3 protein-coding genes, 1 tRNA gene and 1 pseudogene are annotated in these 3,543 nt (G+C 71.5%); 3 read left to right on the top strand and 2 right to left on the bottom strand.

Going from position 1 to position 3,543, the window contains the following annotated elements:
• Positions 1 to 351: 351 nt before the first annotated feature.
• A tRNA-Met gene (locus LQV45_RS21155) sits at positions 352 to 425 on the bottom strand.
• 106 nt (positions 426 to 531) lie between these two features.
• Between LQV45_RS21155 and LQV45_RS21150 the strand changes: the two genes are divergently transcribed.
• The gene (locus LQV45_RS21150; RefSeq protein ID WP_230008690.1) at positions 532 to 1,044 is read left to right on the top strand and encodes a DUF6328 family protein; all 513 of its coding nucleotides are present in this window, start codon (positions 532 to 534) and stop codon (positions 1,042 to 1,044) included.
• Positions 1,041 to 1,847 carry a carbon-nitrogen hydrolase family protein gene (locus LQV45_RS21145; RefSeq protein WP_230008689.1) on the top strand — a complete coding sequence of 269 codons (807 nt, stop codon included), beginning with the start codon at positions 1,041 to 1,043 and terminating at the stop codon, positions 1,845 to 1,847. Before LQV45_RS21150 ends, LQV45_RS21145 begins: the two co-directional genes overlap by 4 nt.
• A gap of 56 nt (positions 1,848 to 1,903) precedes the next feature.
• Here LQV45_RS21145 and LQV45_RS21140 read toward each other — a convergent pair.
• Positions 1,904 to 3,087, bottom strand: a pseudogene (locus LQV45_RS21140) (aminotransferase class I/II-fold pyridoxal phosphate-dependent enzyme).
• 153 nt (positions 3,088 to 3,240) lie between these two features.
• On the opposite strand from LQV45_RS21140, the gene LQV45_RS21135 reads away from it, so the two are divergent.
• A partial coding sequence (locus tag LQV45_RS21135) for a hypothetical protein (protein ID WP_374208266.1) occupies positions 3,241 to 3,543 on the top strand: 303 nt, incomplete at its 3' end.

The following is a 3,543-nucleotide window of genomic DNA, read 5'->3' as shown; positions in this document are numbered from 1 at the left end:
GTGATGGACGCCATGTCGTCATCGGCCTGCACGTACGTGAGGGCGACCCGACCGGCCGCGGTCACGACGGCCCCGCCGTGCTGGACCGCTGCCGGCCCGATCCGTCGCCGCTCTGCGGTTGCGCTCCTCACCGCGGAGGTGAGGTCGGCCTCGGTTGCGACGAGCCCCAATACTGCCCACCCATGCGATCCATGCTAAACAGACGCTCGTCGAGGATGCGGGGGCTTGCGTCCATCTGTGGACGATTCGGCGCTCCCGTCGCCCTGCGGCGGAGGCGTCACCGCGATACGCGGTACGGTCGCGGCGGGGAAGGCGAAGGCCCCGAATCCGTAGATCCGGGGCCTTCATTTGTTGCGGGGACAGGATTTGAACCTGCGACCTCTGGGTTATGAGCCCAGCGAGCTACCGAGCTGCTCCACCCCGCGGCACAAGAGATAAACCTAGCATGGGTTTTGGGACGTGTCCAATCGGCGCCGCAGGCGGGCCGCGGACGGCGTTGCCGACGGCCCCCAGACGGGCAATGATGCGGGGATGCTGACCCCCACCGGCGACTCCCGCGATGACCTGCAGGACGGCCGCCCCGAGAGCGCCGCGCAGCGCGCCGATCGCAACTGGTCCGATGTCCTTCAAGAACTGCGTGTCCTGCAGACCGGTACCCAGATCCTCACCGGCTTCCTGCTCGCCCTCGCGTTCCAGCCGGCGTTCGCCGACCTCACCGCACCCCAGCGCGCCGGATACCTCGTCCTCGTCGGGCTGTCGGCGCTCACCGCGATCCTCGCCCTCGCCCCGGTGGCCCTGCACCGCGCCGTGTTCCATCGCGGCGTCAAGCCGTCCGCGGTGCGGTACGGCCACCGAGTCCTGATCGCCGCGATCGCCGCGCTGGCGGTGCTGCTCACCGGTGTCGTCGCGTTCGTCTTCGACGTGGTGGTCGGTACGGAGGCCGCCGTCCTCGCCGTGGTCGTGCTCGTGGTGGTGATCCTCGTACTGTGGGTCGTGGGCCCGGCCTTCCTCCGACGGGCTCACGACGGGGAAGGACGCGGATGACAGACGACAGCGTGGGCGTGGCGGTGGCGCAGTTCGCACCGACCGCGTCGAAGCAGACCAACCTGGATGCCATCGACGACCTCGTCCGCCGAGCCGCCGCCCGCGGAGCCCGGGTGATCGTCTTCCCGGAGTACTCTAGCTACTTCGTCGATCCCTTCGACACGTCCCTCGCCGAGAACGCCGAAGACCTCGACGGACCCTTCACCACCGCCCTGAGCGCGCTGGCCGCCGAGCTCGACGTCATCCTGGTCGCGGGACTCGTCGAGCGCGCGGACGACGGCCGACGCGTGCGCAACGCGGTCGTGGCCGTCGCGGGAGATGGCATCCGGGCCGTCTATCGGAAGCTCCATCTGTACGACGCGTTCGGGCAGCGGGAATCGGACTGGGTGGAGCCCGGCGAGATCGCTCCGCCCGAGACGTTCGAGGTCGGCGGGCTGCGTTTCGGCCTGATGACCTGTTACGACCTGCGGTTCCCCGAGGTCGCTCGCACGCTCGCCGACGCGCGCGTGGACGTCGCACTCGTGCCGGCGGAGTGGGTGCGCGGACCGCTCAAGGAACACCACTGGCAGACCCTGCTGCAGGCGCGGGCGATCGAGAACACGTTCTTCGTCGCGGGCGCCGACCACCCGCCTCCGCTCGGCGTCGGTCACTCGATGGTGATCGACCCGCAGGGCGTGGCCTTGGCGACGATCGGCACGGCCACCGACGTCGCCGTCGCACACATCGACCCCGGCGCGATCTCCCGCGTGCGGCGGGTGAACCCGGCCCTCGACCTCCGCCGCTTCCGCGTCACGCCGCGCTGAGAGCGGTCCGGCCGCACGGCGCCACGCCCGCGGCCCGATGACGCCGTGCCCCGGCCCTACGCGGGCGACAGCGCGGTGAGCCGGCTCACGGCCTCGGTCAGCACCTCGACGCGCTTGCACGCGGCGAATCGCACGAGAGTGGCGTAGTCGGCGCGGTGGTCGGGCGACGCGAAGGCGGTCAGCGGGATGCCGACGACCCCGGCGCGCGCGGGCAGTTCGCGGCGCCGAGCGGGGCGGCATCCACCACCGTGAAGTACGACCCGCCGGGGCTGCTCACGTCGAACCCCGCCGCGCGGAGGCCGGTGCCCAGCAGGTCCGCTTTGGCCTTCATCTCGCCCGCGACCGAGGCGAAGAACGCGTCCGGAAGGCGCAGACCCGTCGCGATGGCGGGCTGGAACGGCGACCCGCCCACGTAGGTCAGGAACTGCTTCACCGTGAGGATCGCCGACACGAGTTCGGCGGGACCGGTGATCCATCCCGTCTTCCAGCCGGTCAGCGAGAAGGTCTTGCCGGCCGACGAGATCGACACGGTCCGCTCGGCGGCACCGGGGAGGGTCGCGATCGGCACGTGCGGCCCGTCGAACACGAGGTGCTCGTACACCTCGTCGGTGACGATGATCGCGTCGTGCCGGTGCGCCAACCGCACCACCTCGTCGAGCACCGCGCGGGAGAACACCGTGCCGGTCGGGTTGTGCGGATCGTTGACGAGGATCACCCGGGTGCGGTCGGACACCGCGGATGCCAGCACCTCGAGGTCGGGTTGGAAGTCGGGCCAGCGCAGGGGCACCGGAACCAGACGCGCGCCGGCCAGGGATACGCAGGCCGCATAGGAGTCGTAGTACGGCTCGAACACGACGACTTCATCGTCCGGGCCGTCGAGGAGGGCGAGGAGAGTGGAGGCGAGCGCCTCGGTGGCGCCCACGGTGACGAGGACCTCGCGCGCAGGATCGAGGTCTCTTCCGTAGAAGCGCCGCTGGTGCTCCGCGATCGCCTCGAGGAGTTCGGGGAAGCCGCGCCCGGGCGCGTACTGGTTCACCCCGTCGGCGATCGCGCGCCGCGCCGCCTCGAGCACGGCTGCGGGGCCGTCTTCGTCGGGAAAGCCCTGCCCGAGGTTGATGGCCCCGGTGGACGCGGCCAGCGCGGTCATCTCGGCGAAGATCGTGGGAACAGAGGTGCCGTCGGGGGCGATGAGGCCGGCGCCGAGAGCGGTGCGGCGCCACGCGCCGGGGAGGTCGTGCATGATGCGGAAGCGTAGCGGAGCGCTTCATCCGGGGGCGCGATCATGACCTCGCATTCCGTTCCTGTGACACCCATAGACGCGACTCACCCTCGTCATAGGAAGCCCACAGCATCGGGGGTCATGGTGGGACTCGCCTGGAAGAAGGAGCATCACATGAGCGACACCACGGACGACCGTCCCGAGGGTACCGAGCACCGCACGAACAGCGACGCAACCGCGCACGGCGCGGTCCCCACGTCGCACGAGACCAACGCCGCCACCGGCGGCACCACGCCGACCGCGGCTCCGACGCCCGCCGACGCCGCGCCCGCGACGCCCACCGCCGCCGCGCCCGCAACCGCCGGCGCCGAGGTGCCCGCCGCGACGCCCGCCGCAGCCGCCTCCGACTCTGCGCCTACCGCAGCCGCACCGGCGATGCCGCCGGTGCCGACCACGTCGCCCGCCGCAGCCGCCGCC

This window comes from Microbacterium sp. Bi128 (genome assembly GCF_918698205.1).
Note: the sequence above shows the minus strand (reverse complement) of the source record. Positions and strands in the feature narration are given on the sequence as shown.

Excerpts from the sequence above, each read along its gene's own strand:
- LQV45_RS21150 (WP_230008690.1), top strand. The coding sequence starts at position 532 with ATGCTGACCCCCACCGGCGACTCCCGCGATGACCTGCAGGACGGCCGC.
- LQV45_RS21145 (WP_230008689.1), top strand. The coding sequence starts at position 1,041 with ATGACAGACGACAGCGTGGGCGTGGCGGTGGCGCAGTTCGCACCGACC.